Source organism: Pseudomonas syringae, assembly GCF_002157375.1.
Lineage (GTDB): Bacteria > Pseudomonadota > Gammaproteobacteria > Pseudomonadales > Pseudomonadaceae > Aquipseudomonas > Aquipseudomonas syringae_T.
The window spans coordinates 1-23,564 of record NZ_MTSA01000015.1 but is presented as its reverse complement, the minus strand read 5'-3'; the positions used below and the strand labels follow the sequence as shown (position 1 = coordinate 23,564).

19 protein-coding genes, 1 rRNA gene and 2 pseudogenes are annotated in these 23,564 nt (G+C 55.0%); 18 read left to right on the top strand and 4 right to left on the bottom strand.

Features of this window, described 5'->3' with window-relative positions; translation table 11 throughout:
- The first annotated feature begins 13 nt into the window (after nucleotides 1-13).
- From BW686_RS19015 to BW686_RS18965, 10 genes and pseudogenes are all read left to right on the top strand, one after another.
- Entirely contained in the window at nucleotides 14-616 is a 603-nt protein-coding gene (locus BW686_RS19015) for a DcrB-related protein (RefSeq protein WP_084919062.1), read from the top strand.
- Nucleotides 613-1,752 (top strand): GH-E family nuclease, encoded by a 1,140-nt coding sequence (locus tag BW686_RS19010; protein ID WP_084919061.1) that lies wholly within the window; start codon nucleotides 613-615, stop codon nucleotides 1,750-1,752. Before BW686_RS19015 ends, BW686_RS19010 begins: the two co-directional genes overlap by 4 nt.
- A complete protein-coding gene (locus BW686_RS19005; protein ID WP_084919060.1) occupies nucleotides 1,753-2,352 on the top strand; it encodes a suppressor of fused domain protein in 600 nt (199 codons plus the stop codon).
- A gap of 847 nt (nucleotides 2,353-3,199) precedes the next feature.
- Nucleotides 3,200-3,553 (top strand): hypothetical protein, encoded by a 354-nt coding sequence (locus tag BW686_RS19000; RefSeq protein WP_084919059.1) that lies wholly within the window; start codon nucleotides 3,200-3,202, stop codon nucleotides 3,551-3,553.
- Nucleotides 3,554-3,746: 193 nt separating this feature from the next.
- A pseudogene (locus BW686_RS26905) lies at nucleotides 3,747-4,386 on the top strand (RHS repeat domain-containing protein); the annotation flags it as partial.
- A gap of 315 nt (nucleotides 4,387-4,701) precedes the next feature.
- Nucleotides 4,702-5,157, top strand: coding sequence for an SMI1/KNR4 family protein (locus BW686_RS18985; RefSeq protein ID WP_084919058.1), 456 nt, complete (start codon nucleotides 4,702-4,704; stop codon nucleotides 5,155-5,157).
- A gap of 278 nt (nucleotides 5,158-5,435) precedes the next feature.
- Nucleotides 5,436-5,786, top strand: a pseudogene (locus tag BW686_RS18980) (RHS repeat protein); the annotation flags it as partial.
- 225 nt (nucleotides 5,787-6,011) lie between these two features.
- The gene (locus BW686_RS18975) at nucleotides 6,012-6,554 is read left to right on the top strand and encodes a hypothetical protein (protein ID WP_256898900.1); all 543 of its coding nucleotides are present in this window, start codon (nucleotides 6,012-6,014) and stop codon (nucleotides 6,552-6,554) included.
- A 235-nt stretch (nucleotides 6,555-6,789) separates the two neighbouring features.
- Entirely contained in the window at nucleotides 6,790-7,341 is a 552-nt protein-coding gene (locus BW686_RS18970) for a hypothetical protein (RefSeq protein WP_084919057.1), read from the top strand.
- Nucleotides 7,342-7,706: 365 nt separating this feature from the next.
- Nucleotides 7,707-8,135, top strand: a complete 429-nt coding sequence (locus BW686_RS18965; RefSeq protein WP_084919056.1) for a DUF2628 domain-containing protein — start codon at nucleotides 7,707-7,709, stop codon at nucleotides 8,133-8,135.
- 69 nt (nucleotides 8,136-8,204) lie between these two features.
- Here the strand turns inward: BW686_RS18965 and BW686_RS18960 are convergent, their stop codons facing one another.
- Nucleotides 8,205-10,658: an alpha/beta fold hydrolase gene (locus BW686_RS18960; protein ID WP_084919055.1), complete on the bottom strand. Its 2,454-nt coding sequence runs from the start codon at nucleotides 10,656-10,658 to the stop codon at nucleotides 8,205-8,207.
- Nucleotides 10,651-11,133, bottom strand: coding sequence for a cell division protein (locus BW686_RS18955; RefSeq protein ID WP_084919054.1), 483 nt, complete (start codon nucleotides 11,131-11,133; stop codon nucleotides 10,651-10,653). The genes BW686_RS18960 and BW686_RS18955 overlap by 8 nt, the downstream gene beginning before the upstream one ends.
- Nucleotides 11,134-11,399: 266 nt before the next feature.
- Here BW686_RS18955 and BW686_RS18950 point away from each other — a divergent pair, with 266 nt between their 5' ends.
- Nucleotides 11,400-12,200, top strand: coding sequence for a mechanosensitive ion channel family protein (locus BW686_RS18950; protein WP_084919053.1), 801 nt, complete (start codon nucleotides 11,400-11,402; stop codon nucleotides 12,198-12,200).
- A gap of 119 nt (nucleotides 12,201-12,319) precedes the next feature.
- Here the strand turns inward: BW686_RS18950 and BW686_RS18945 are convergent, their stop codons facing one another.
- On the bottom strand, nucleotides 12,320-13,801 hold the full coding sequence (locus BW686_RS18945; RefSeq protein ID WP_084919052.1) for a YdgA family protein: 1,482 nt from the start codon (nucleotides 13,799-13,801) through the stop codon (nucleotides 12,320-12,322).
- A gap of 155 nt (nucleotides 13,802-13,956) precedes the next feature.
- Between BW686_RS18945 and BW686_RS18940 the strand changes: the two genes are divergently transcribed.
- The 7 genes from BW686_RS18940 to BW686_RS18910 all read left to right on the top strand — a co-directional run bounded on the left by BW686_RS18940 (nucleotide 13,957) and on the right by BW686_RS18910 (nucleotide 23,214).
- Nucleotides 13,957-14,646 (top strand): HAD-IA family hydrolase, encoded by a 690-nt coding sequence (locus tag BW686_RS18940; protein ID WP_084919051.1) that lies wholly within the window; start codon nucleotides 13,957-13,959, stop codon nucleotides 14,644-14,646.
- A gap of 20 nt (nucleotides 14,647-14,666) precedes the next feature.
- Nucleotides 14,667-15,674: an aldo/keto reductase gene (locus BW686_RS18935; protein WP_084919050.1), complete on the top strand. Its 1,008-nt coding sequence runs from the start codon at nucleotides 14,667-14,669 to the stop codon at nucleotides 15,672-15,674.
- A gap of 317 nt (nucleotides 15,675-15,991) precedes the next feature.
- Nucleotides 15,992-16,729 carry a GntR family transcriptional regulator gene (locus BW686_RS18930; RefSeq protein WP_084919049.1) on the top strand — a complete coding sequence of 246 codons (738 nt, stop codon included), beginning with the start codon at nucleotides 15,992-15,994 and terminating at the stop codon, nucleotides 16,727-16,729.
- Nucleotides 16,730-17,498: 769 nt separating this feature from the next.
- Complete coding sequence (locus BW686_RS18925; RefSeq protein ID WP_084919048.1) at nucleotides 17,499-18,296, top strand: DUF3050 domain-containing protein; 798 nt, start codon at nucleotides 17,499-17,501, stop codon at nucleotides 18,294-18,296.
- A gap of 19 nt (nucleotides 18,297-18,315) precedes the next feature.
- A complete protein-coding gene (locus tag BW686_RS18920; protein WP_084919047.1) occupies nucleotides 18,316-19,263 on the top strand; it encodes a diiron oxygenase in 948 nt (315 codons plus the stop codon).
- Nucleotides 19,260-22,703: a non-ribosomal peptide synthetase gene (locus BW686_RS18915; protein ID WP_084919046.1), complete on the top strand. Its 3,444-nt coding sequence runs from the start codon at nucleotides 19,260-19,262 to the stop codon at nucleotides 22,701-22,703. The genes BW686_RS18920 and BW686_RS18915 overlap by 4 nt, the downstream gene beginning before the upstream one ends.
- 34 nt (nucleotides 22,704-22,737) lie before the next feature.
- Nucleotides 22,738-23,214, top strand: coding sequence for an SRPBCC family protein (locus BW686_RS18910; RefSeq protein ID WP_084919045.1), 477 nt, complete (start codon nucleotides 22,738-22,740; stop codon nucleotides 23,212-23,214).
- A gap of 119 nt (nucleotides 23,215-23,333) precedes the next feature.
- Here BW686_RS18910 and rrf read toward each other — a convergent pair.
- Nucleotides 23,334-23,449, bottom strand: a 5S ribosomal RNA gene (rrf, locus tag BW686_RS18905).
- Between the last annotated feature and the right edge of the window lie 115 nt (nucleotides 23,450-23,564).

Sequence of the window (23,564 nt, the reverse complement as noted above, 5' to 3'; positions counted from 1 at the left end):
CAGGAGTAGCCGCATGCGTCAACGAACGGATGGCCGTACAAGTTTTTATGATCGTCTATCAGAGAACCGCATTCGTGAGGAAAAGCGTCTGGAAGAGGAACGCCTTGCCCAAGAGGCGCTTGATGCTATTCCAGTGCCTAAACGCTTTCATACCAATGAGCTGAGTTTTATTCGCCCCCAAGGCTTCAAGGATAAGACCTTTCACGTGTTCACATTGACAGATATCGGACCTAGTCCTTTATCTGTAGTCATCGGGCGGACCCCAATTGAGGATAATGCCGATCTTGAAACCATGTCTCAGATGCTGTTGGATGATCTGAAAAAAGCATTATCTCATCTGGAATGGGTTGAACCGCTCTGCCCTGCGGAGGTTGCTGGTATAGAAGCACGGCGTATTGAATTCAAATGGCGGCAGCAAGGACTCCCCGTACACCAGCTGCAATTGATTTTCCTTCATCAAGATGAGCAAGGACATCCATTGTTGATGCAAATTACAGCGACCAGCAATCATCCGAACGGGATGACACCTGAAGAAAGGAGTGCATTCTATTCGGTGGTCCACACACTGGAGCTACGTCAGACTCCCTTGGCAGGTGAGGCGGTGGAACAAGTATGAGCGCCGCTGCACGCCTAAACGATCCGATTGAGCATACTGGGTCGCTGACAGGACTGCTTGCAGGGTTTGCTATCGGCGCTATTGGAGCAGCGTTGATTGTTGGCACGGGTGGGTTGGCTGCCGTTGCGATAGTCGGCGCGGCAGCAGCAACTGGCGCAGGTATAGGACAACTGGTAGGAAGCATGTCTTTCTGCAGCCACCAAACTGGCCAAATTATAAGTGGCTCCAGTAACGTGAACATCAATGGCAAGGCGGCAGCAAGAGCGCATGTTGATAAGGCGAGGTGCGATGATCATGGACCCGGCCCAAAAGTTTTAGCACAAGGTAGCAGCACTGTTTACATCAATGGCTATCCTGCAGCCCGAGTAAACGACCGCACAGAATGTGATGCAAAGATTAGCTCTGGTTCGAATAATGTCTTTATTGGCGGCGAAACGGAGACTACTGACGCGATAAGTCCTGAAGTGCCGGTGCTGCTTGAAAGAGGCATTTTGCTCATTGGCCTAGCAAGTGCTTTTGTGCTGGCAAGCCCAGCTGTTGTAATTGCAGGATTTGTAGGCGGTATCGCTGGGGGCACAATTGGCAACTGGGCTGGCGGCAAGTTGTTCGGTGAAGGATCGGATAGGCAAAAGCTCATGGCCTTCGGCGGCGCCCTGCTGGGCGGCGGTTTGGGTGTTAAAGGCGGGAAGTGGTTTGATGCTAGATATGAGGTTAAAGTTCAAGGTTTAGGTTCAAACCTAGGTAATATTCAAGTAAAATCTAAGACTGCAAACAATAAACCTTCCGCGCTGTCAAACAATAAAACTTCCGCACCGTCGAATACGAATTATAGCCGTGGAAAGTTCAGAAAAAATGTTCGCAAGACAGTATGGGAAAATGCCGAAAAAGAAAGTCCTGACGGTATAGTCAGAGATCCACTGCTTGAAAAGCCTATGAAATTTGACGAACCGTGGGATATGGGACACAAGCCCGGTTTCGAGCACTGGAAGCACGTACGTAGCGCAGAAGCCAGAGGTATCAGTAGAAAGCAATTTCTAGACGAGTATAATGAAGTAGAGCATTACCGGCCCGAGCTGCCATCTTCCAACAGAAGTCATAAAGGCGAGCTTGAAACTGATGATTACTATGGATACTAAATGAAAAAGCCTCCCAGCCTTCAGCTAAAAACAGTAGCAAAGCACATCCTCAATTTTTTTGGCGGCACGCCAACTGTTCATGCGTACTACGATGACTCTAGAGTTAGGTCGATGTCTATTGTCACGACGTTCGATACTATAGAGCCAGGTATCAAATCAATAGGCACTATCGGACTATCGGAAATACCATTAGTAAACGAAGACGGTACAGAATTTATAACCCGCATCGAACTTTGCTCTGCCGTTCCAACGACTTTTGAAGCTTGGGAAAATGTGATAGCGTCAGCAGCTTTCTTCATCGAACAAAGAAGAAAGCCCGTTGTTCCGGGCGCAGTATTGGAAAATGTTGTTAATGAATACTTTCCGAAAACCAAGATGCCTCACTTATATTTCTCCATACCTTTTTTATGGAACGATGGCCATTTTGAAGAATTGATTTTTGATGAAATCAAAATAAACTGGTTACAATGTTTTGCCATTTATGAAGTTGAAAAAGAATTTATAGATAAAAATGGCAGTGATGCTTTTGAGGATCTACTGTCCACACAAGAGACTGATGTGTTCGACATGGAGCGTGAGCATATCAGCTTGCCTTACTAGCGTGCTGTCTGAAAAATCATTTGAAATACTCTATTCTTTCTCCTTGATTATAGTAATGGGGGTGAAGATATAAGTGCCTAAGATACTCTCCTGAACAATGGAGGAAACTCCGAATCGAGCATTTGTAAAATAAGTAACTATCAGTCCGCGCGGCACTCGCCGCGCGAGAGTCTTCTGTTAGCGGCTCAAGATTGCTCAGCAGTTGTGATGGCTCACCTGGCTGGATTCTCTGTACTTGCCACTCTTTGGTGCTGACTCTTTTGATTTAGAATCTGACGGTTTGGTGGATGGGCCTAGACGCGGCGTAAGTCGTTCTTACCGCCAAAAGCACTGCCTTGTGTGCTTAAAATTTAGGTGATATCAAAGTACAACGTAGGCCCACTGCACCTGAAGCAGAAAACCCCGGCCCCTAAGCAAAAGGTCCATACTCGTTGGTCACTAAAGCACAGCGCGGTGTATTAAAATAAAAATCAAATAGCAGAATTCTAACCAAGGATGAATATAAATAATTTGAATGGGATAGAAGATTTACCAATAAAAGAACCAAAGGGGTTTCTAGATTTTGGGCCGAGGAGCGTGATAGGCTTAGGCTTGAAGAACCCGGCACTAGAAATTAGACCTCGGACCAAAAGGCAGATATATTAGCTAACAAGACGCCTAAATATAATGGAGAGCCAATACAAGGCCACCATAAATATAACGCATTAGATCACCCGCAACTTGCAAGCGATCCTAAAAATATTTACCCTGCAACTCGCTCCGAACACTTCGAGCGATGGCATGGCGGAAACTGGCAAAACGACTCATTCGGCAAGCCATTGAACTTTGATTATCCAGAGGAATTTTAATGTCTGTAATAGCTATAGTTATTGACGAAAAAAAAATGAAGCCCGCTGTGCTCATTCAGTTGCATAGAGCTTTAAATCAGCCTTTGCAGACACTTAAAACTCTTTGCCATGAAGGCAACCCTATACTAGAAATTGAGGTGTTCGAAGGAGACCTTCAAGAAAGATTAAAAACCATACGTGGAGTATTAAAAATCATCTCTGATGAAAAAATATCAGCAGATTTTTACGAAATCCCTTGCGGCGAGAAATATGCGGGAAATAAGCATCTTGACAAGCGAGCCGTTACTGCAGACTTTGTAAATAGTATGTTAGATGCTGTAGATGAGGAGTTCGATAGGCAGTCTGATAACTAATTTTTTGTGCGTAACGACATGCTCACTTATCAATCACTATTATATAGGCCAAAGTCAACACCCATTGGTCTAGAAGAATTAATATTACACAGAGTGAAAGCATGGTCAAGACGCGTCAATATGGCAGAAGCAAGTTTCGTCCTACGTTAGAGTTTGAGCAACAGCAAAACGGCCAAGTCTAAATACAAATAACGACGCCTGGGGCAACCTGATAGAGAAAACGATCGGCATCGTGCGCTGGCAGACCTTCACCTACGACTACGATAACCGCCTGGTCAAAACCGAGACCATGGCCAACAGCCAGATCGAGAGCACCAGCAGTTACCAGTACGACAGTCTTGGCCGTCGAATAGCTAAACAGTCCGAGATCAAAGGCCAGACCGACCACAAACGCTTCCTCTGGCAAGACCTGCGCATGCTGCGCGAAGAAAGCCCGGGCCAGAGCAGCCTGTACCTCTACGAACCCGGCAGCTACGCGCCGCTGGCCCGTGTGGATGAGAAAGAAGGCGAGCTAGAGAACAAGGTTTACTACTTCCACACCGACCAGATCGGCACACCGCTGGAAATGACCGATGCCGAAGGGCAGATCGTCTGGCAGGCGAAGTACCGGGCGTGGGACGCGATTGAAAAGCTGGTGGTGAACGAGGTCGAACAGAACCTGCGGTTTCAGGGGCAGTATTTCGATATCGAGACAGGGCTGCACTACAACACGTTTAGGTATTATGACCCGGAGATTGGAAGGTTTATTACGCAGGATCCGATTGGGTTGTTGGGTGGGTTTAATCTTTATCAGTATTCGCCCAGTCCTATCGGTTGGATTGATCCGTGGGGTTGGAACTGCATTCCTAATAAGGTTGCAGGGATGGCGAGAGAGGCTAGAGCTAAAGATTTGTATGGAAAAAGATACGGCAAGGAAAATGTCTTAAGCGAACGATATCTTCGCAATGCCGATGGGAAAATTGCCAAAGCCCCCCTAACAGGCGCGGCGGGTAGATTTTGTGATTAAGAATTCAGACGGGAGTGGCACTGCCAAAGAAATTACTAGCCTGACAGCTGACAAAACTGGTCAACTTTCAAAAGAAACTAGAGTTTAATGTTGATACTCGAGAGTATTGGAAATGGCGTGTAAATAACCAGGGATAAAGAATATGTCCAATATAGAAAACTTGAAAGAAAAATACAAAGCATATTATGACCTTGATAGCGGTTCGAAAGAAGCTTTAGAGTCCATAGAGAAAGAGCTGGCCATTAAACTTCCTCTCGACTTTAAACAAATTGCAATGTTTTACAACGGTGGCCTTCTCGGATGTATCAGTCATCATGCGATTTCAAGTGAAACAAATCCGTTAAATATAGTTGACGAGACACTCCGCCTTAGAAAATCGATAAACCTAACCGATAATTACATAGTTTTGGCTGAGCCAGCTGAAAGCATTATAGTACTAGACGTTTCAAGTGTCCCCGCCGTGATCTGGTGTGATGCGATTGATGCGATTGATGCTGAAAATATAAACACAAAAAAATTCAGTACGCCACCAGACTCTTGGGATAGCTATGCAAGTTTCTTCTCCTATTTATTAGATCGTGAAGAGTCAGGAGATTAACAACAAGGATACTCAATGACTAACCTAGCTAAAAAAATCAGGCTTTTTTGCACTTATTCAGCCTCATAAAGGCCTATAGCAAGACTTCGCAATCTCAACCGAGGATGCTAATGATTCTTGGTTGAGACCTCCAAGCGAGCAACAACCAGGCTTTAGTAAGTCAGCGTCTCATTATATTTTTTGGCTCTTTAATAATAAACCACGCAAATGGCTGCCAACATTGGCTCAGCCATTTGCTGCATTTTATTCATCGTCCTGAATAAAAATTAGCTGATCACAGCCTCGTCGCTGAAATCGACGCACTGGGACACAAGACCGAATACCTCAACGGTGAGGACGGCCTGCCGCACACCATCGTCGACCCGACGCTCAAGTCCAAATACCTTTGGTGGAACACCCTGGCTCAGGTCCAGCGCTTTCAGGACTGCTCGGGCAAAAGTACCTATTTCCGCTATGACGAACGCCATCATCTGGTCGCCGTGACCGATGCCCTGAACAACACCACCACGCTGGAACGCAAACCCGATGGCGAAGTGCTGCGCATCAACCACCCGGACGGCTCCCACGAAAGCTTTACCTACAACGAACTGGGTCAGGTGCTGACGCACACCGACGGCAAAGGTCAGACCATCACCTAGCGCGGCGAAACCCAGTACGAATACGAAGACAATGGTCAGTTGCTGGCACGCAACAACAGCCGGAGGGGTTCAGCTGGACGACACCCACAATGTCATGAGATAAAAAAATCTGTTGAAGGGTTAAACTTCGAAACCAACGTCTTCGGCCAACGCCATTGCCCTTGCCTACCACGGCGCGTACCACGACCTTTTGCCTTAAGCTCCTGAGTAATCCCTATGATTGCCTCCTACCCGGATACGATGAGAAAAGCACTTTACCTCCCGTTCTTTCTTATTTCTTTATGGGCCGTCTTGCTAACTTTAAAGTCTGACCTCTTTTGGCTGGTCGGCCTGGGCCTCTTCGCGCTATTCATTCGCACAATGTATTTGATCTATCTGAACGAACGTTTCACAGCTTTCGGCGCCCATTGCGTGGCCTGCTTGCTTTTCTTGTTTCAACTTATTGATACAAGCCTCATTTACCTTGTGGCCATATCTGACTACGGCAAGTCAACCCGCGACGCCACGTCGCTGGCGATGATTCCTGTCCTGCTGATGCTCGTTGAGTTTTTGTTTATTTACTTCACAAAACCTCGACCGGGAACAACCATTTTCGAGATCCGGGAGAACAGGATTTGCATGGAGAGCCATCACAGCAGTAACAGGATTATCAATATAATAGGTGGATGTTTTACTGCCGTAGGCGCCGCCTCGATGATTGGGTGGCATGTAGAGCAAATTGTATTGGCGATTATTGCGCTGGCCTTGATAAATCTTTAACTTCTTTATGCGTTCCGGAATTTTATTCGAATGCTGAAAAAAGTGCTGGCAATGGAAAGGAAACACAACCGTTCTTACACCTTTGAGTACATTGACCAGATCCGCGAAGCACGCAGTCGCTGGTGGCTGAGTAGATTTTTAAAAGGGTTCATATCGCTCAGCAAATGAAATCAGGTCGTGAGCCCATGTGCCAAAAAGACAACTCACCACCCCGACCCCACCAAGGAAGAAGAAATTGGGTAAACCCTCTCTCAGCAAGCCGGCTTATCTGGAGCCTATGGCGATGCATCGCAGCACGGTCGCCGCTTTCCGTGCGCGTTATCAGGGGTCCTTTCTGGCCCCGATCTTCATGGGCATATTTTCCCTCGCCATCACCGCTGGCACTGTGGCCGATGCGTACTTTCCGAATGATCTGGAGCGAGCGGGCCAGTCGATGATGCTCATGATGGGGGCCACGCTGGTGTTGAGTTTCGGAGGCATCATGATGAGTCGGGGGCACCCCTGCGGAATGTGGATATTGGCGGCCATTCTGGCGGGCTGTTTTTTAGCCGTGTTGCCCACTGCCCCTGCGCATTGGCGGCGCTTCGAGTTGATGTTCTATGTGCTGGGGCTGCTGTTCCCGCTGCTGGGCCTTTTGTCGCTCAACAGCAAGCGCGGCCGGGAGTTGCGCATGCAGTGGCGGATTATTCGAGCCGAGCGCAAGGAGATCCGTCAGGAAATGCAGCGCCGCAAGAACCTCGAGAAGCATCGTGAAAACCTGCGCAAGCGAAACGCGCTGCGCAAATGACCGTGTTCAGTCATGACTTTCTTGCGCCCAACAAAAAACCCGCCGAAGCGGGTTTTTCCAAGACCATCCCAACTCCCTGTCGGCTGCCTCCGAGGCAATGGTCGATCATCCTTGATCCTGGCGAACTCCTGTTCACCAGTTGATGGATCCAATGCTACGGGTCTCGCGTTCACCCGGAAATAGCCGACTTCCGCCAACGCGTGTAAGCCTTTCGCTATACCTTGGTTTTTCAGGCTCACCATCAACGTAGTAAGGCGCCTGCAAAGCTCATACAATCGCCCGCGTAGCGCTAAAAACAAGAACGGCAGAAACACAGGATTTCCCGGAAGAAAACGTCATCCCAACGGAACAAGAGGAGTAGACCCATGAGCGCAGCAGATCAGACTCAAAGCACTGGCAAGTACAGTGCGAAGTGGCAGGAACGTTTCAACTTTTTCGAGACTTACGGTGCGCCGAACGATCCGCGCTTCAAGCCTGCGGTCAACGCGCTGCCTGACTTCAAGAAGAAGTTGCTCGTCTGCGCCAACATCATCGCGTTTTTCTTCGGCCCGATTTATTTCTTCGTGCTGGGGCTGTGGAAGAAAAACCTGGCGCTGATCGGCATCATCATCGCGATCAACATCGTCCTGGCCCTGCTTTTCGGAATTTTCGGAATGGAGGTTCCAAAAGCATTGGGGACAGGCTTGAACGTCGTGTTTTCCATGATGTACTCCCTGACGGCCAACTACTCCTACTACCTCAAGGAAGTAAAAGGCGAGCAAGGCTGGAACCCGTTCAAAGGCATGCGTCTCTGACCTGCCGATAACCGGCCCGACACCCGCACTTCTCGATGAGCGTGCGGGTTCGCTGTGGATAAGTCACCTTCAGGCTTTATCATTCCCCTCAACCAGCCTCAGCACTCCATCCACGTACCGCACTTCCCTTCCCACCCACGTCACATCAACATTTGGCAGCACCGCCGATGGCTTGCGCAGTTCACGCAGTAATGTAGAGCCGTGTGAGAGACGCCCACCCATGCGCGCGATCACGGCGCGGGCGTTCTGGTAGTGCGCGTGGCGTCCGGGGTCGAGTGTGTCTTCGAGCAAGATGTCGTCGCCCAGAATGCCTTGGACCTGCCCGGGATAAATCATGAAGCCGGAGGCCTGTTCGGTGCCTTCACGACCGTCCTGCCAGAAGCTGCCGTCTCGGCTGCGAATATGCGGATGCGGCGCGAACCAGTGCGCTCGATCAGCAACCGGCATGGCGTGGTGCAGGCGGAAGAACACACGCATCAGGTTGTCGCGGTACCACTCCCGCACTTGCAGGTAGTAACCGCGCATGCCCGGCAGACCTGCGCGGTGCGCGAAGAGAATGAAACCCGACCAGCCCGGAAATGCCTGTAGCGGCAGGTCGGTCTGTGCCGGGCGTGGCGTGGCGGGGTCGGTTTCCCAGGGCAGCCTGTGCGGGCAGTGTTCAAGGTCGTCGTAAGCGGTGGGCGGACGCCCCAGCAAGCCACCGCCGCTGCTGGCCAGCGAGGTGGCGATGCACAGGTTGCCCTGCACCACGAAAACGTAGAAACGGGTGAACCAGTCGGCGAGTTGTTGGCCATCTGCGCCTTGCGTCGTCAGCGCATGCAGTTCACGGTCGAAACGGTGCAGTTGCTGTTCCAGAGTCAGCAGATGTCCGCGGGCAATGCGCTGCATGCGCAGGAACAAAGGCAGTGAGCGCAACAGGCGCAACGGTCGCCAAGGCAGATGCGGGGTCGCGCCGCCGACTTCACCAGCGTAGCTGCTGGATGCAATACCCCAATCAGCCAGGCGTGCGAGAAACAGGTCGTTGTTGATATAGGACGCCGCCCCAAACAGAGCGGTGAAGGGCTCGTTGTCCTGCAAGATGCGCGCGTCCCAGCGCGCCATGATCGCGGGGATACTGCTCGCTGCACGTCGCTGGGCGTATTCCACAAAGCGGCTGGGCTGTGGCGGCAGGATCTCGGCGATATTGGCGGCGGTCAGGTGACGACGCCAGCCGTAGTCGCTGATGGGTCGGTATTGCAGCAACCACAGCTGGCTGCCGTCCCAAGCCCATTCGACGTCACCCGGCACGTAGTGGAAGACTCGCAGAACGCCTTGTAGAAAGTCCCAGAGCATCGCTTGAGCCAACCCGTGGGAGGGTTTGAAACTGCCGCTGCTCCAGGATTCGCCGAGACGGGAAATGATCGCTCGCTCGGGGCTCGCCTGACCGTCGGCCAGCGACTCCAGATGCCCTTCGACCCACTCCAGTTCTATCGACAGGTGACGCACAAAAGCAATGCCGGAAAGCACCGGTTCAATGAAGCGCTGCACCACGACCTCTTCGACGCCCGCGCTGTGCAGTTCTGCAATACGCGCGGGCACGTTGCGGCCCGGTTCGCGAAGGAAGGTGGTGCTGAGCCCGGCATTGGCCGCATCGGCCTGATCCTCGCCGAAACTGGACGAGCGTACCGCCCAGATGGCGTCGGGCTGACGGTCGAGAAACGCCGGCAGCGCCGAGTCGCGTCCCTGCTCAAGAGACAAGGCCGCGGGTACCGGTTGGCCAGCAATGGCCGCCAGACGCAAGCGCCCGCCTTTGGTGTGTGCAACAAAGCCGCGCTCACCGGATTCCAGCCATTGGGCGAATTCGGCCGGCGAGTCGATCCACGGGTAATGCCCCCAGCCCGGCTTGAGTCTGATGGTCAGATCGGCACGGGCCAGAATGGCAGACCATGCGGCGGCCTGATCGATGCCCAACACCTTGTCCTGATCGCCCCAGACCAGCTCGATAGGGTCCTGCACCCACTCCAGTAAAGGGAGCGCGGTATCGGCACGCAACATATCCCAATACGGCACGAAGGCGCGGCAGCGAGCGTAACCGGCGCCCATACGCTGATAGTGCGAGGCGGGCCAGGCATGCCTGGAAAATTTGTGCGCAAACAGCTTGGGTTTGTTGGCCAGCAGCCAGTGGATGGTTTGGCGGATCGGTAGCGGCGACATCAGCGCAGGTAAACGGCGTTGCCAGAGGAAAGCACCCACAGGCGCCAGCAACACGCTTCTGCAGAAATGCCCCGGCTGACGTTGCAGCGCGTGCATGACCAGCAAGGCGTTGACGCCCACCGCCATGATCGCACTGCCTCTCACCGTCGCGGCCAGCAGCGCATCGGCGTAGGCTGCAATGTCGTCGCAGGGTGGTAACGGGTTGCTGCCGAAGCCGGGCAACTCCAGCGGTACAACCTGATAGCGCTGAAAGTGAGGCAGCGCGTCGTCCCACCACTCGGCGCTGCTGCCGTTGCCCGCCAGCAGGTACAGAATCGGCCGATCAGACATCGCGGGATTCCCTCAGCACAGCGCTGGCCAAGACGCGACGGTCATGGCGATACAGCCAGAACAGCGGCGGCAACAATGCCAGCAGCGCTGCCAGATCAAGCCACACATGCGACCAGACACCACCGCGGACGGAAATCAGTATGTCCTGGGGTGCCCAGAGCAACAGGCCCGCAATCAGCCAACCCCACGGCATTGCGCTTTTCAGGCGATTGCCCAAATGCACGAGCGCCAGCATGTACACGGAATACGTTTGCAGCGTGGCGCCGAACAACGCCATCCACCAAACCTGCTGTGCGCGAGCCGCAGCGGGAGCAGCCTCGGTCCAGAACGCCTGTTCAAGCGTGGTCAGGTAGCCGTCAAGCAAGCCGGAAAAACCGGCCCAAGTGAATACGATACTGCCCAGCACATGCGCTAATGCGACGGCATACAACCAGATCACCAGCGTGCGCCGCAGGGTGGCAGAAGGGAGCGGCATTGCAGGTCCTTGGATCGTCCGTGTGAGGTGCCGAGTGTAGCGATTTCTCGACGGGCTTAATACCGAGGGACTTTGTCTGCAGTCGCCCTCACATTTTCCCGTTCAGTTGTGCCCCAAAACCCCGCTGTAACGAACAGCGTCAGGGCTGAAAGCCTTTTGCCTCCAGTCAAAACTGCCAGTAGAGGCCGTACCCCGTTTCTGCCCACAGTAAGGCTCCGCCTGGCAGGCCATCTGCCGGGCGATGCCTGCGTTCAGGAGTTGCGTTCATGGATGCGCTGAATGTTATCAATGTCGGTACTGACCGAATCAATTCGTTGTTCAATGTCGTTCTGCAGTACGGAGCGACCATTGTTCTGAGGTTGGTGATCGCTGCACTGTTGTGGATTGTCGGACGCTGGCTGATCGGGGTTCTGGTCAGGATGGCGCAACGCTCGCTGACGCGGCAGCGGTTCGATCCGACGGTGCTGCGCTATGTGGGCTCGTTTATCACGGTGACGCTGAATATCATTCTGGTCATCGCCATTCTGAGTTACTGCGGCATCGAGACCACCAGCTTCGCAGCGTTGCTGGCAGCAGTAGCGCTGGCGATCGGCATGGCGTGGTCGGGATTGCTGGCCAATCTGGCGGCGGGCGGTTTTATCATCGTGTTAAGACCCTTCAAGGTCGGCGATGTCATCTCGGCAGCCGACGTGACAGGGACGGTAGTGGAAATAGGCCTGTTTGTGACGTCCATCAATACCACGGACAACGTGCTGAACCTGGTGGGCAACAACAAGATTTTCGCCGACACGATCATCAATTATTCCAGCAACGATTTTCGCAGCGTGGAGCTGACCGCGACGTTACCCGGCACCGCAGACGAACAGACGATCATCCCGCGCCTCAGGCATCAGGTCGGCTGCCTTCCCAACGTGCTGGCCAACCCTCCGGTCGATGTGCATCTCTCTGCAGCGACCGCAGACTCCATCACCCTGTCAGTGCGCCGTTATTGCCACAATGACCATTACGATTCGGTACACCGCCAGACGCTGGGTGTGATCAGGGCACTGATGCTGCATATGTCCTGAGACCGTCGAGCGAAGCGCGGGTCATGGTCAAACGGACATCGATAGTGAGCGAGGACTGACTCGGTAGCGCCAGCCCGCGTCAGGGCGACACTCGGCCGTCCTGACGCTCATGCTGCCACTTACTGGTTACTAAGTCCGCCGACCTTCGCCATGATGATGCTCATGAATTGCTGCACGGTCATTTTCTGGCCATTGAAGTCGACCATCTGATTGGCGTATCGCAGGTCGGAGACAATGTTGTCGCCGTCGACCTTGGCCAGTTGCATCATCTCGGCCATGACACTCGCCATGTCGCTGGCAGCCTTGGCCTGTTCTGCGATGACCTTGAGGTCGGTCTGGCCTTCGCGGATGGCCTGCTGAGTCGCTAGGTCGCGAATCATCGGCTTGGACAAGACCACCTTGGCGTTGACTTCGCCCAGGGTTTTCAAGAGCAGCGCATCGGAAGGCTGATCAAGCGGACCGGGATCGGCCAGGTCCACCGCGATACGCATGTGGCTTTCGCCGTTGCTGGTCTTGAGCGAGAGTTTTTCCAGTTCGATGTGCGGCTTGGCTGTCAGCAGCTTTTTCATCTGGGTGTTCATCAGCTCTTGATCGGCAGCGTTCAGTTCCAGCCGGAACGGGCGCTTCTCCAGTGCTGCCGCTTGCTGTTGAGGCAGGATTTTTTCCTGATACAACTGATACAGCGCCTGAGTGGCCACCACATCGAAATTGGCGATCTTGAAGCCCATGTGCCCGGCACCCACATCCTTGCCGCCATAGGAAATCATGCCGGCATCGTAGTTGACCTGCGCAGCCAGATTACCGGCATCTTCCTGCGCCAGATTGGTGTTGGTGAAGTCCTTGATCTGCACCTGGGGCTTGCCCACCACCTGGAAACCCGCATTCTGGATTTTCATGTTGGTATGGCCCAGATAGAAACCGGACTTGCCCTTGGTGCCGCCGGTGTCGAAGGTCATGCCCTTGACTTCGATGCTGACCGGGCCTTCAGGTGAAGCGACGTTAAGTTGCAGGTTGTCCATGTTGCCGGCAAGGCTGAATTTTTCGGCATCGGCCGACGACTCCGCGTTCAGGTCGAGCCCTGAAAACCTGAACGTCCCGTCCACGTCGGTCATTTCCAGCGGCGCCATCTGTAGCGTGCCCTGGGTGGCGCGGTCATAGCTGATGCTGGCCTGCCCTTTGAGCGGCGGGACGTCCTTGCTCATGGCAAACCATTTCTCGGCGCTGGGGCTTTTTTCCATCTGGAAATTGCTCAGGGCCATGACCGGCAGCAGGTTCAGGGTTTTTAGACGAGACAGAGGAATGGGGCCGTGTTCGATATGGTCAACAAACAGGAACTGGCCGCCCTGCGTGCTATCCGACAGGTTCTGGATATCTACGCGGTAGTGCGCCGTGCTGCTGAAGAAGTGCTTGTCCAGCGAGACCATTTCCAGTTTGACGCTGGTGTCCGTGCCATTAAACGACTTGGAGAGTTCCTGGTTGGCATTGCTGATGGCATCGTTCAGCGCACCCTCCAGTTGATTGCCCGTGTACCAGGCGCCGCCCGTAACCAAAGCACCCGCTACGACAATGACGCCAATCGCTATACCTGCTGATTTATTCATAGTGACTCGAAGATATCCGTTCTGATAATGGAGAAGTCGTACCGGGACCGGCAGCACCGCTTGAAAACCGCGAAAGATTATCAGAAACACAGGGTAGCCACGGTGTTCATGGAAACGTTAGGCTGAAACCGAATTCGAAAAACGGACGGGATCACATGAGCGAACAGCACAACGAACGAGGCCCGATCAAGGCCGTCATCTTTGATATGGATGGTCTGTTGCTGGACACCGAGGGTGTCTACACGGAAGTGACGCATCTGATTGCCAGCCGTCACGGTCGAACCTTCGACTGGTCGATCAAGCAGCACACCATTGGCCGCGGCGCCCGGGACTTCTCGGATTACGTGATCAAGACGCTTGAGCTGCCGATGTCCATCGACGAGTTTCTCGAGATCCGTGAGCCGATGCTTGAAGAGCGCTTCCCGCGCGCCGGGGCAATGCCGGGGGCCGAAGCACTGGTCCGGCATCTGGCCGCCTACAATATTCCCATCGCAGTGGGCACCAGCTCCTCGGTGCATTATTTCAAGGCCAAGACGACCCTGCACCGCGCCTGGTTCGAGCTGTTCGATACTGTCGTGACTGCCGATGACCCTGAAGTCGGCGCTGCCAAGCCGGCGCCAGACATCTTTCTGGTCGCAGCCCGCCGCCTCGGCGTCGAGCCGGCAGATTGCCTGGTCTTTGAAGATTCACCATTTGGCGTGACCGCCGCCAAGGCTGCCGGTATGTATGCCGTGGCCGTGCCGGACTCGCACATGCCGGTAGAGCAATACGAACATGCGGACCTGCTGCTTGATTCGCTGGCCGACTTCCCGCTCAAGGCGTGGGGGTTGCCTGGGCTCGACTGAATGAAAAGGAGATCATAAGCATGAATTATCGAACCCTTGGCCAGTCCGGCCTCAAGGTTTCCACATTGACCCTTGGCTCGATGATGTTCGGCGAGCAGACCGCCACCGAAGAGTCGCTGCGCATCATCGACAAGGCCCGGGACCAGGGCATCAATTTCATCGACACAGCGGATGTCTACAACGGCGGTCGTTCGGAAGAGATCGTCGGCAAGGCCATCGCGGCGCAGCGCAGCGATTGGGTTCTGGCCACTAAAGTCGCCATCGGCCCCGCAGACGGCATGCCCAACCGGGCAGGCCTGAACCGCAAGCACATCTTCAATGCCATCGAGAACAGCCTGCGACGACTGGACACCGACTATCTGGATATCTATTACCTGCACAAAGAAGATCAGGACACGCCGCTGGAAGTGACGGTCTCGGCGATTGGCGACCTGATCCGTCAGGGAAAGATCCGCTATTGGGGCGTGTCGAACTTCCGGGGCTGGCGCATCGCGGAAATCGTCAACGTTGCGCAGCGTCTGGGGGTCGACAAGCCGGTCATCAGCCAACCGCTGTACAACATCGTTAACCGTCAGGCTGAAGTCGAGCAGATCACCGCCGCCGCGTATCACGGCCTGGGGGTAGTGCCCTTCAGCCCGCTCGCACGCGGTGTGCTCAGTGGCAAATACGCGCCCGATATCACACCGGACAGTGAAAGCCGGGCCGGCCGTCAGGACAAACGCCTGCTGGAAACCGAATGGCGCGTGGAGTCGTTGCGTATCGCACAGCGGATTCAGGAGTACGTGCAGGACAAGGGTGTCGGCATTGTCGAATTCGCCATCGCCTGGGTGCTCAACAACAGGGCAGTGACGTCAGCCATTGTCGGGCCGAGAAACGAGCAGCAGTGGGACGGTTACACCAAAGCGCTTCAGGTGAACATCACCGCCGATGACGAGGCCTTCATCGACTCGCTGGTCACGCCCGGACATGCTTCGACGCCAGGCTTCAATGATGTTCAGCATTATGTGTCCGGCCGCCTGGTTCGCTGAGGCGATCCTCACCTGCGGCCTTATGCCGCGAAGGACAGCGTCACGGTGCTCTGGAATAACCGTTCCAGGGCGCTGTATCGCCACAGAACCTGGTAAAAACGGTGTACTTTCGAGCGCCCGTTCGGTACTCGGGGCGGATGAGCGTTAAGATAGTGTGCGTTTATTGATCATCGGGCGCCTGAAATGCTGTCCGGATCACGCTGCAAAACATAATGACGCTTCTATTTTCGCGACGTGCTGGCAAGGCTTGGCTAGTCTGTCGGCAATCCAGCGAATAATTGGACCCTGTCCAGTCAGGTTGATGAAGAAGTAGGCCGATGCGTAAATCAGATAGAGAAGCCTTTCTGGGCTCCGTACTGGGCAATGAGCAGCCTCCGGCGCACCTTGCCAGAACAGTGATTGAAGAAAAACTGCGGAACGCCATCATCGATGGCAGCTTGCCGAGCGGCACAGCCTTGCGCCAGCAAGAGCTGGCAACGCTGTTCGGCGTCAGTCGAATGCCCGTGCGCGAGGCATTGCGCCAACTCGAGGCGCAATCCCTGTTGCGCGTCGAAACGCACAAGGGCGCGGTGGTCGCGCCGTTGATCACCGAAGACGCTGTGGACGCTTATGCCCTGCGGATTTTGCTGGAGTCCGAGGCATTGCGCCTGTCCATTCCGTTGCTGGACGCCAACGACCTGGCCGCCGCCGCCGGCTACATCGAACAGCTCGAGGTAGAGACCGACTTCGGTCAGATCGGCAGGCTCAATCGGCTGTTTCACCTGTCGCTGTACGCCAAGACACGCAACAAGCGTCTGATGCGGCTGGTTGAAGAAGGCCTGAACGAAGAGGAGCGTTTTTTGCGCTTCAACCTCTCCGCGATGGGGCTTGGCAAGCTTTCTCAGGACGATCACTGGGAGTTGCTCCGGCTGGCCGAGCAGAAGGCCGTCGAGCCGTGTGTAGATGCACTGACGCTTCACCTCAACCGCGGCGTCAAGGCGGTCACTCAGTACCTGAGCAGCAACAAGGCTATCAACGCGAAGCCTTCCCGCACACAGAAGAAAAACCCCGCCTGAATAAGCGAAACGGTCGATCTGCAGGTTTTGAAGCATCACCTGCAGACTGACCGTCCGCGCCCCTCTGCACCTCTCCTCGCATTGCCGACACTTGGCATGGCGCTTTCATATCTATTTTCCTGATCACGGGTGGCCTGACACTGGAATGAGGCAAACTCGGTCGTGGTCCTGGGGAACCCACCCGGAGGGTATTGCCTGGAGACGGCTGAACTGCCCACGCAGGATCGGGACAGTTCTCTGTTCATCTGAACTCAATGGATAAGGAGTTGCTGAACGGGGCACACAGACATTGGAAGTCATTTCCAACACCGCCCATAAAAACCATTAACTTGATTATTCGGCTGAACGACAACGCTGAGTGAGGCATTCGCTCATTATTAATTATTCTGACTCAATCAGTCGGAAGGGTTGTCTGCACCCAAATAAACCACCTCACCGGTTGTTTATACAGCCTCTCACACGCTTAAAAACAGGCTGTTTAATTATTATTAAAAAATGATTGCACGCATTATTAAATATGTTTTAAGTTTTCCCCGCAGCCCACATAACCCGTTGCTGCAGCGCCCGGCTGACAAGGCCTGTGGCATCAAGCCGCTTTTGTAAATGAGCGTAAAGCCGTGAACTTACTGTGCTCCCCTGCGGTGAACAGCAGGCCGTCGTTCGCCTGTTGCACGGGTAAATGGCAGCCTTTGCTCTTGGCCTGTAACAGCAAGACTCATTGAAAGACCGTGCAACTTTAAATACTCCACCTGACCGAAAGGATATCGCCGTGCCTTGTGAGAAAACACGACTTGCCCATCAGAAAGTTGAACTGAGCCGCCACCCTATCTTTGCAGAAATTACTGCATTGCCTGTGCTGAGGCGCTTTATGGAAACCCATGTATTTGCGGTCTGGGATTTCATGTCGTTGACCAAGCGTCTGCAGCAGGAACTGACCTGCACCCAACTGCCCTGGCTGCCACCGACGGACGCCTCTGCCGCCCGCCTGATCAATGAGATTGTGCTGGGGGAGGAATCCGACGACAAGTTGGGACAAGGCCACTACAGCCACTTCGAGCTGTACCTGGACGCCATGCGCGAAATCGGCGCGAGCACCACACAGATCGAGCGCTTTATCGAACTGCAAAGACAAGGCGTGCATTACTCGATAGCGCTGCAGCAGGTCAATGCAGGTCAGGCGGCAACGGCCTTCGTGACACACACACTCGAAACAGCCCTCCATGCACCCGCACACAGCGTCGCCGCAGCATTTCTGCATGGTCGCGAGAGCGTTATCCCGTTGATGTTCCAAAGCATCCTTGATGACTGGGGCATCACCGTTAACCAGGCGCCGACCTTTCGCTACTACCTGGAGCGCCACATCGAAGTGGACTCCGAAGACCACGGCCCCGCAGCAGAACACTTGCTCGATCGCCTGGTCGCTGGCGACGCGCAGCGTGAGCGAGAGGTGTATCAGGCGGCCATCGCGGCCGTGGAAAGCAGGGTCCGGCTGTGGGACACGCTGCGCATCAGCATGCGCGCACCGCTGGCGCAGGCCAGCGTGCAGGACTCGGTCGCAACACTCTGACCCCTACAAGGAAGCCATCATGAAAGCAGAAGACTACACGTCGTTCATCGATGCGTGGGAAGGCCGCGCCACCATTCGTACTCGCCCACGCAGGATTGTCGAGAACGATGAAAAACTGATCTACCCCCTCAGCCGCCAGCCGTTGGTGCTTAGCGACACGTTCACCCGGGAGTGCGCACACTTGCGTGATTATGCGCTGGTGCAGAGCCTCTACAAGTTCATCAACGATGTGGTGATCTTTGAAACCGAGATCGTCGACAAAACAGCGCGCAGCATTGCCAAGGACAACTTCACGATCCGCTTTCCGTTTGCCTGCCGCTATGACGCGATGACCGTGGTGGTCGACGAGGATTATCACGCGCTGGTGGCGATGGACTTCATGCAACAGACCATCGCCCTGACCGGCATCCAGCCCATTCAGTTGCCTGAGGAGATCGAGCTCAGCCGTGCCATACCCGCCGCCCTCGCTCTGGCACCCGTGCATTTGCGCAGTGCCGTGGAACTGATCTGCGTCGCCATTGCTGAAAACACCGTCACCAACGATGTAGCCGCTTTCGCCAAGGATGACTCCATCAAGCAGTCGGTCAAGGGGCTGATGGCAGACCACTTGCTGGACGAGGGACGGCATTCGGGGTTCTGGGCACGACTGGTGCGGATCTATTGGCACACCGCAGCCGAACAGGACCGTGAGTGCATCGCCCGCATCATGCCCGTGTTCATCGCTCAATATTTAACCAATGACATCCAGAGCGGCTTTGATTTCACCTTGATTGACCACCTGGAGGTGCCTGAGTCGGTGAAGCAGGCGCTCAAGGCTGAAACCAGGGCGATGGACTTTCCCGTCAATCGCCATCATCCGCTGATCGGCAATATCGTGCGCTTCTTCAAGAACAGTTCGATGCTGGAAGACCCTTGCGTGCAACGCGCGCTGGCGGACTATCTGCCTGCTCAGGGCACACTGCAATGAAGCGCCTGGCGATCGTACTCATCGGTCACAGCTCGACCCTGAGCGCACTGAATACCGAGTTGCAGGATCATGGTCATGACGTGCGTCACCTGTCTGATCAACACGCGCTGCATGCCTTGTCGATGCCTGATGCTTCGATGGTGATCGACGATGGCAGCCTGCAACCGGGCGAGGCGCTGGCGAGCGGTGGCGATCATGTTCACCTGAGCCTGAGCGTCGGCTTCAGCGCGCCTCAGGACACAGGGCTGCCTCAACTGGAGCTGTTGTGTTGGCAGGGCGCGGCTCACGCTGGACGCTTGATTGCCTGCGAGTATTTGCCGATCGAGACCTCCGGCAACGGGCGCATGCTGCGCGATGAGGCGGTGGCGAGAATGGTGGACCTGGCGGCGTTGCAGGTAAGCCGGTTTTCAAGGGACGACGGCTATTTCAACAGCCTGCCTGCCGTGAAACCTGACCCGTGCGAACGGCAGGATGGCTTGCAGGCGCTGGATCAGTTGCTGTTTGAACATCGCCTGAACCAGACAGCGCAACCCCACCTGCTGAGGACTGCCGAAACACCGGTCACCGCACGACTGGAACAGGCACTGCTGAAGTTTGCCGAGCGCCCTGCATTGTCGATTCAGAACCAGACGTTCAGCTATCGAGCGCTGCAGGCGCGTAGCGTCGCTATTCAGCGTCTTTTGCTGCCCGTACTGGCACGTGCCATTGTTGATACGCCTCCGGTGATCGGCATTTGTCTGCCCAAGTCGGCTGAGCTGTATGCAGGCATTCTGGCAATTCTCGGCTGCGGTGCAGTCTATCTTCCGCTTGATCCTGGCCAACCTCTGCAACGCCAGCAATACATCCTGGAAAACTCGGGTGCGCTGCTGCTGTTGCACGATGGTTCGCACCCCTTGGCGGCTGCCGAGTTCCCTGCGCTGAACATCAGCGCAGTCAACCCGGTCGATGGGGCCTTACCTGTCAGGAGCGTCCAACCTGGTCCGGACGCTCCCTGCATGGCGCTGTACACGTCAGGCACCACCGGGCAGCCGAAAGGTGTGTTGCTCAGCCAGCGCAACCTCAGCCATTTCACAGCCTGGTACGCCGAGTATGTGAGCCTGAACGAACACAGCCGGGTGCTGCAATTTTCGACGCTGAGTTTTGATTCGTCGGTTATCGACATTTTCCCTACATGGCTCAGTGGCGCCGAGCTGGTAGTGCCGGATGAAGACCAGCGTCGTGATCCGTTGCAATTGGTCGCGTTTCTGCAGCGAGGCATCACACATGCGTTTCTGCCGCCTGCGCTGTTGAGCATTCTGCCGCTGGATCAGCCGTTGGGGCTTGAGCATGTCGTGACCGGCGGAGACGTCTGTGAACCACTCGTGATCGAGCAACTTGGCGGGCAGTGCCACTTCCATAACCTGTATGGCCCGACCGAGGCCACCGTTCTGGTTACGGCGTGCGAGTTCCAGCCATCCCGCAGTAACCGCCATCTGGGGAAACCGATTGCCAACAGCCAGGTGTGGATACTGGACGAGCACTTGCAGCCGGTCGCCGAGCAGACTCCGGGGGAGTTGTACATCGTAGGCCCCGGCGTGTGCCTGGGCTATGTGAACAATCCAGAGCTGACCGCCGAGCGCTATGTGTGGCTGACGGCGGCGGACGGGCAGCAGATGCGTGCCTACCGTACCGGCGATATCGCCAAGTGGACAGCCGAAGGAATCGTCCTGATCGGCCGCCGTGACAATCAGGTGAAGATCCGCGGCTTTCGGGTCGAACCTGAAGAGATCGAGCATTGCCTGCGGGCCAGTCAGTTGTACCGGCAAGTCGCGGTCGTGATCGACGGACAACGTCGGGTTCTGGCGTTTCTCGCTCAACCTCACGCAGAGCATGATGAACAGGCGCTGAGGTCACACGTGCAACGCCTTCTGCCGGACTACATGCACCCCGCCGTGTACACCGTATTGCCCGGCATGCCGTTTGCCAGCAACGGTAAAGTAGATCGCAAGGCGTTGCTGGAAATACCGCTGAGCTTTACCGAGCAGCACACCCGACGCTTGCCCGCAAACGAGCAGGAGCAGGCGCTACTGGAACTGTGGGCCGAGCTGTTGGAGTTGCCACCGAGAGATATCTCGACTGACGAAAGCTTTTTCAACCTGGGCGGCCATTCGATTTTGCTCTCGCGCTTGTTGCTGGGGATTCGCGAGCGGTTCGGGCGCAGCATCCCGATCAACCGTTTTATCGAAGCGCCCACGGTGCTGACCCTGGCCAACCTGATCAACAGCGATGGTGCTTCAACCTTCACGGTCAGCCCCCAAGCCCTGATGGACGCGAATCAGGGCATCACTCTGTCGACGCTTCCTGTCAGCAGACTGGGTGATGTTCATAAGGTGATCGTCACCGGCGCTAACGGTTTTCTGGGTGTGCATATCGTTGAGGCGTTACTGAATTGGGGGGCGACCGAAATTGCCTGCCTGGTCCGAGAGTCTCCGGGGCAAAGCGCACGGCAGCGTTTTGAGCATGCATTACGGGAGAACCGCCTGGATCATCTGGACCTGAGTCGGGTGCGCGTTTATGCAGCGGATGTCACCCGGCCCGGGCTGGGCCTGAGTGAGGACGTGTATGAGCGACTGGACCGTGAGTTCGGTGCGCTGGTGCATAACGCGGCCAACGTGAACCACGTTCAGGACTATGAGGCGCTGGCCAAAGACAACGTCGCTCCCATCTTCGAATGCCTGAAGCTGTGTGAAGGGCGCAGCAAGAAAATCTTCAATTTCGTCTCGACAGTGTCCGCCTCAAGCGCCATCGACGCGGCAGGTAACGTGCTTGAGCAGCCTGCCGCCGATACCCCGCCCATTTACATCAAGAACGGCTACAACCTTTCGAAATGGGTGGCTGAACGTGTCTTGCAACAAGCCCGCGATCAGGGCGCATGGGTAAACATCTACCGGCCCGGCAACATCGCCTTCAACAGCATCACCGGCGTGTGCCAGCCACAGAAAAATCGCCTGATGCTGATGCTCAAGGGCTCTTTGCAGCTGGGCCAGGTTCCGGCGTTCGACATCAACTTCGATCTGATGCCGGTGGACTTCCTGGCGCGATTCATCGGCTTTCATGCCAGTCGTCATGAGCGTGGCCGCGCGGTCTTCAATCTGCATAACCCCGAGCCCTTGAGCTGGACCTGCTACGTGGAAGCCTTCCGCGACGCCGGGTGCCCGTTCGAACTGGTCAGCGTAGCGCAATGGCAGGCCCAGCTCAGCCGGGTCGACAGCCAGAACGCGTTGTTTGGCGTGCTGGGTTTCTACCTCGACGGTTTCGAAGAGGACATCGGCGATATTTCGATGATCGAGTACCAGAACGCGCTGAACGGCATACGTCTCATGGGCGAGCACTATCCGCAGAAAACTCCGGCGCTGTTGCGCAAAGGCTGCGATTACCTGAAAGAAACCGACTTCATCTGAACAATAACCCCCACTGACGTAAATGGAGAAAGACATGCATACAATTCACAACCATCTGAAACCAGACACCCTGATCAAGAACCCGGAAATATGCCGTGTAGTGTCAGCAGTGGAAGTCCCCGGCGATGCCCATAGCGTATGGGCCGTTGTAGGTGACTTTGGCGGATTTCAGGCTTTCATTACTGCGCTGGAAAGTACCGAGGTCACAGGCACGGGCGCTGGCTCGGTTCGCAAGAAGCTGTTCAAGGACGGTAATGTGGCCATCGAGCAGTTGAATTCCCGCGATGATCAATCGCTGTGCATGACCTGGTCGTTGATCCACACCAGTTTGCCGGTCAGCAACCTATGGGCGGCGATGACCGTTGAAGCTACAGGTGACAAGGCGTGTGTTGCCAGCTGGACGATCATTGCCGATCCCGTTCAGGGAGGTCCTGAAGGCGCTGCTTTTGAAGCGTTTCTTCAGGGCTTTGCTGACGGTGCCATGAATAACGTGCGCAACCTGTTTGCCTGACAGAAGCGTTCCCGTAGCCCGCTCAGCGCGAAAGCCTGGGCGGGCTTTTTCATACGCAGTGATAGCCCATAACGACAAAACCCCTCATCGCCTAAGCGATGAGGGGTTTCGGAATTTAATCTTGACGATGACCTACTCTCACATGGGGAAACCCCACACTACCATCGGCGATACATCGTTTCACTGCTGAGTTCGGGATGGGATCAGGTGGTTCCAATGCTCTATGGTCGTCAAGAAATTCTGTTGCTGATCCGTTATCAGGTAACGTGCCAGCGAATATTGGTGACTTCTACTTAAACAAAAACCCTCAACGCGTCAGCGATGAGGGTTTTCGGAATTTAATCTTGACG